Below are 5,021 nucleotides of genomic sequence, written 5' to 3' on the forward strand. Positions count from 1 at the left end.
TTGCCGACATGTCGCATCGCGGCTCGATCCTTTGCCTGCCCTCCGGCATTCACGGCTGGGACATGGACATGTCGAAACCGCTGTCGCCTGAAAATTTTCGCCGGGTGCTGGATGAGGCCGCCGATATCGAGGTTCTGCTCGTCGGTACCGGAACCGAGCTTCGCCGTCTGCCCGAAGAATTGAGGCTGGCGCTGAAGTCGCGCGGCATCTCCTCCGATCCGATGAGCACCGGGGCTGCAGTGCGCACATTCAATATCATGCTCGCCGAGCAACGTGCCGTCGCCGCGGCGTTGATTGCGGTCTGACGATGACTGAAGCGCATATTGCGACCAACCAGGACATCTGCCTGGCGATGCTGCGTGACAGCGATCGCGACCGCTATCTCGCCTGTCTGCTGTCGCCGGAGGAAAAGCGCGGCGCGCTCGCAGCTCTTTACGCCTTCAATGCCGAGCTTGCCCGCATCCGCGATCTCGTCCACGAGCCGTTGCCCGGTGAGGTGCGGCTGCAATATTGGCACGATCTCCTGGAAGGCAGCGCACACGGCTCGACGGCGGCCAATCCCGTCGCCGCAGCCCTTCTGATCGCGATCGAAACGCACCGCCTGCCGCGCAAGACGCTGATCGACATGATCGAGGCCCGTACCTTCGATCTCTATGACGATCCGATGGAGACACGTCTTTCGCTCGAAGGCTATGCCGGCGAAACGGCATCGGCGCTGATTCAGCTCGCAAGCCTGGTGCTTTCGCCGGAGGAGGCTGCACGCTCGGCCGACGCTGCCGGCCATGCCGGCGTCGCCCAGGCGGTCGCCGGGCTGTTGCTGCTGATGCCGCTGCATCGCCGCCGCGGCCAGATCTATATTCCGCTGCAGATTCTTACCGCCACCGGTCTCGACCGCGATGCCTTCCTCGCCGGCGAAGACAGGCCGCGCATCTCTGCCGCCATCGAGGCCTTCGCCGGCCTCGGTCGCGAACATCTGGCAAAGGCGAGGGCGGCGGGGCCGATTGCGCCGGCCGTCTTTCCAGCCTTCCTGCCGGCGACGCTTGCCGAACCGGTGCTCGTCAAGGCGCAGAAACGCGGCGCCTTGCTGCTCGACCGGCCGCTGCAGCCGCCGCAGTGGCGCCGCCAGCTGCGGATGGGGCTGGCTGCAGCACACCGAAAAATCTGATATCGGTCAAATTCGCGCAAGTCTCGCGCGTTACAAGGCTTCCACCGCTACCCTTTGAACGGAGACTCGGCGTGGGCATTATCGTCTGGTGCGTCCTTTTCGCCATCGTCATTTTCTTTGCTTTCATGGCAACGCGCATGGCCGCGCAGAACAAGGAAGACGGCCTGCATGACACGGGCCTCGCCATTATCGAGTTCGGCCGCGCCTTTCCAACCGAGGCGATCCGTCAGCTGCAGGCGACGGAAAACGGCCAGGCCGTCTTTGTGCGCCTGCACGACAACAAGGCCGGCTTCATGCGCAACATGTCGCGCCATTTCTCCTGCCACCTGATCGAGCCGGGTCGGGTGCGCGTCATCGGCTCGGAAACGGGCAGGGGACTGGTGATCGACTTCCTCGATGCACCCCATCACAACGGCAATTTCGAATTCGCTTCCGCCAAGGAAGCCTCGGAGGTTTCGCTCTGGCTGCTCGGCAATTATATCGCCGAGCCGGATAAGGACCTGCCGCCCGGCAATATTTCGGCGGCAAACAAGCAGTAGCGCATGTCGTCCAAAAGCATGCAGCGGTTTTGGAAGGACGACATGCATAACAGCAAGGACGTCAAGCGGGCGGCATGGCCTGGTTCGATTCGACGCGCTTGAAAACGCCGGTCAGGCGCTTTCGGCAAGCGTCGATTCTTGACCGAGCCAGGTCGCGCAGTCGGCAAGCGCGCGTCGTGCGATCAGTTGCCGCTTCATGATCGTCTTGTCCTTGCCACGAAAGCGCTTGACGCCTTCAGGTTTGACGATCGAACCCGGCTGGAGCTCCGGAAACAGCCCGAAATTGATGTTCATCGGCTGGAACGATCGTTTGCCCGGCTCCTCGTCGGTGACGAGGTGCCCACCGGTGATATGACCGAGCAGCGAGCCGAGAGCCGTCGTCGCCGGCGGTAGCGAGATCGCCTCGCCCTTGCGTTCGGCGGCGGCGAAACGCCCGGCCATCAGCCCGACGCTGGCGCTTTCCACATAACCCTCACAGCCGGTGATCTGGCCGGCAAAGCGCAGACCGGGCCGCGATTTCAGCGTCAGCGACGGATCGAGCAGGGTGGGGGAGTTGATATAGGTGTTGCGGTGCAGACCGCCGAGACGGGCAAATTCCGCATTTTCCAGACCCGGGATCATCCGGAAGATATCCGCCTGCGCGCCATATTTCAGCTTCGTCTGGAAGCCGACCATATTGTAGAGCGTGCCGAGCGCATTGTCCTGCCGCAGCTGCACGACGGCATAGGCCTTGACCGTCGGATTATGCGCGTTCGTCAGCCCCATCGGCTTCATCGGTCCGTGGCGCAGCGTCTCGCGGCCGCGTTCGGCCATCACCTCGATCGGCAGGCAACCGTCGAAATAAGGCGTGCCCTCCCATGCCTTGAAACCGACCGTGTCGCCGGATATCAGCGCATCGACGAAGGCATTGTACTGCGCCTCGTCCATCGGGCAGTTGATGTAATCCTTGCCGGTCCCGCCGGGGCCGACCTTGTCGTAGCGCGACTGATACCAGCAGATATCCATGTCGATGCTCTCGCGATAGACGATCGGCGCGATAGCGTCGAAGAAGGCGAGCGAATCCTCGCCGGTTTCCGTCTGGATGGCGCTCGCGAGCGACGGCGCCGTCAACGGTCCGGTGGCGACGATGGCAAGATCCCAATCCTTTGGCGGCAGGCCGGTGACCTCTTCACGCACGACGGTGATGAGCGGATGGTCATGGACCGCTTTGGTCACCGCCTCGGAGAAGCCATCGCGATCGACGGCCAGCGCACCACCGGCCGGTACCTGGCACCGGTCGGCAGCGGCCATGATCAGCGAGCCCGCCATGCGCATCTCGGCATGGATGACGCCGACGGCATTGCTGGTCGCATCGTCGGACCGGAAGGAGTTGGAGCAGACGAGTTCGGCAAGACCGTCGGTCTTGTGCGCATCCGTGCCGCGCACCCCGCGCATTTCATGCAGGATGACCGGAACGCCGGAACTGGCGATCTGCCAGGCGGCTTCCGAACCGGCAAGCCCGCCGCCGACGACGTGGATGGGGGAATAGGAGGAAATCGTGTTCATTCCGGGCTGATATCATGTCGGCAGGTGCGATCCAACACCTGGAATCAAAAACGGCGCCCTTGGGCGCCGTCTTGGAAGCATCGTACTCGCTATTAGCGGAACGAGCGGGATGCGATATTCCGGATGTCGTAGCGGCTAACGCCGATATCGGACAGGGTCTGGTTCGAAAGGCCGCCGAGTTCATTGAGCGTACGACGGTAGCTGAGCCAGCTTCTTGCAATGCGGATCGGGTTCATTGTCTTCTTCCTATGTCCGCGGGACGGCGGGATCGCCTGTCTCTCTGCGGTTGATGTTTATATAGGCGAGAACCGTCCGATTGTGCAGTGCAAATAAAAGGCGTCTGCCATGCAATTGTGCACTATGATGCTCTTCAATTAAGCAGAGGATATTTTTTGAGCGGGCTAACGAGTGGGAAAAACCTGCAACCGCCGCGGCCACCACGTGCAGACAAAAGAAAACGCCCGCTGTGGGTACAGCGGGCGTTTCGATCGAGAACAATCGTGCTTGGGAGGAGCAGCGATCGCCTGGAATTAGCGGTGAGAAGCCTCACGGGCAACGCGATGGATGTCCGAACGGTCGATGCCGAGATCGTGCAATTCGCGGTTGGTCATGCGGCCGAGTTCCGTGACGGTCTGACGATACTTGCGCCAGTTATTGAAAGAGCGAGAGAAGTTCATGTTAAGCCCCTTTCCGAGGGTTTCATCCGCCAGCAGCCACCGATCGGCGCTGACCTCTATTTGATGACCCGAATATATGTTGCAACGCGAAAGACTAAAACAGACAAGTTTTCAGATCACCTATGCGAGCTATGCAATGCTCAAAGGGTATTTGACGCAGACTTACCATTTTTTGGTCAACGAATAGGCAGAATGACTTTTGAGAAAGCAGTTCGATTGGGAGAGGCGAATGGGGTGCCATAACAGAAAACGCTGCTTCCTCCGGTGATTCCGCCCGTGCTTCCGCTGCAAAGAGGCGTTCCGTTTCGCATTGGAAGTCGCCCACCCCTTCGCGGGGTTGGTGGGGCGGCGTGACGACAATATGGCATGACGGCGCCATGGGACGAAAATCCTCTCGCCGCCAAGGTTTTAATGAAGCTTTGACTAAACAAAAACGCCCGCCGGGGGAGGATCCGGCGGGCGCGTTATGGTGACTGACAACTGGGAGGAGGAGTGTTGCCAGTCTATCGCAGCGCGCTGGGAGGAGGAGTGCGCGGCTACGAATCTCGTCACGGACAAAGCATCCGCAGGCCTCCGGCTAATGCCGGGCCGGGGTGCCATCCCCGTGCTTCGATGTGTTGATCAATAGTATGACTAATGAGTATTGTGCAGTGCAATAATTTCATGGGGGATATGCAAAGATCGCATACCTCTCCGTCCATAGGCTTATATTAGTGCTTCTGACGTTAGCGGCCGGTTAACACTCGATACTATTTAGACCAATGAGGAACTTGTATATTTGTCGCAAGAGCGTTTGCGAACACCCGTGCTGCGTCTATAACGGCGTGAGCTGCAGCGCCGCAGTCGACGTTGCGGAAATCGAGGGGTTGAGCATGTATCGCGGCAGATTGGAGCGGGATCTCTCGCTCTGGGTGGGCAAGGGCCTGCTCGGGCAGGAAACGGCAGGTGCGCTTCTCGCCGAATATGACAGCCGCCCGGCAAGCTTCAGCCTCGGCAGGGTGCTGATGGCGCTGGCAGCGGTGCTGCTTGCAGCTGCCATCCTGCTGGTCGTCGCCTCCAACTGGGAGGCCATCCCGCGCCTGGTGCGCGTGGGGG

General features: G+C 60.7%; 7 protein-coding genes. 4 read left to right on the forward strand and 3 right to left on the reverse strand.

The window, feature by feature from the left end; translation table 11 throughout:
* From FY112_RS01565 to FY112_RS01575, 3 genes are all read left to right on the forward strand, one after another.
* Nucleotides 1-305 (forward strand): MTH938/NDUFAF3 family protein (locus FY112_RS01565; RefSeq protein WP_151517479.1); only part of this gene is annotated, 305 nt, incomplete at its 5' end.
* A 2-nt stretch (nt 306-307) separates the two neighbouring features.
* The gene (locus tag FY112_RS01570; RefSeq protein WP_151517480.1) at nt 308-1,165 is read left to right on the forward strand and encodes a phytoene/squalene synthase family protein; all 858 of its coding nucleotides are present in this window, start codon (nt 308-310) and stop codon (nt 1,163-1,165) included.
* Nucleotides 1,166-1,236: 71 nt separating this feature from the next.
* On the forward strand, nt 1,237-1,704 hold the full coding sequence (locus tag FY112_RS01575) for a hypothetical protein (RefSeq protein ID WP_151517481.1): 468 nt from the start codon (nt 1,237-1,239) through the stop codon (nt 1,702-1,704).
* 111 nt (nt 1,705-1,815) lie between these two features.
* On the opposite strand, the gene trmFO is transcribed toward FY112_RS01575, so the two are convergent.
* The 3 genes from trmFO to FY112_RS01590 form a co-directional block, all read right to left on the reverse strand.
* Nucleotides 1,816-3,249: a methylenetetrahydrofolate--tRNA-(uracil(54)-C(5))-methyltransferase (FADH(2)-oxidizing) TrmFO gene (gene trmFO / locus FY112_RS01580; protein ID WP_151517482.1), complete on the reverse strand. Its 1,434-nt coding sequence runs from the start codon at nt 3,247-3,249 to the stop codon at nt 1,816-1,818.
* Between the two features lie 92 nt (nt 3,250-3,341).
* Complete coding sequence (locus FY112_RS01585) at nt 3,342-3,485, reverse strand: DUF1127 domain-containing protein (RefSeq protein ID WP_003539017.1); 144 nt, start codon at nt 3,483-3,485, stop codon at nt 3,342-3,344.
* Between the two features lie 294 nt (nt 3,486-3,779).
* The gene (locus FY112_RS01590) at nt 3,780-3,926 is read right to left on the reverse strand and encodes a DUF1127 domain-containing protein (RefSeq protein WP_003539019.1); all 147 of its coding nucleotides are present in this window, start codon (nt 3,924-3,926) and stop codon (nt 3,780-3,782) included.
* Between the two features lie 872 nt (nt 3,927-4,798).
* Between FY112_RS01590 and FY112_RS01595 the strand changes: the two genes are divergently transcribed.
* Nucleotides 4,799-5,021 (forward strand): DUF2157 domain-containing protein (locus tag FY112_RS01595; protein ID WP_151517483.1); only part of this gene is annotated, 223 nt, incomplete at its 3' end.

The organism is Rhizobium sp. PEPV16, from assembly GCF_008919455.1.
In the GTDB taxonomy this organism is placed as follows: domain Bacteria; phylum Pseudomonadota; class Alphaproteobacteria; order Rhizobiales; family Rhizobiaceae; genus Rhizobium; species Rhizobium leguminosarum_Q.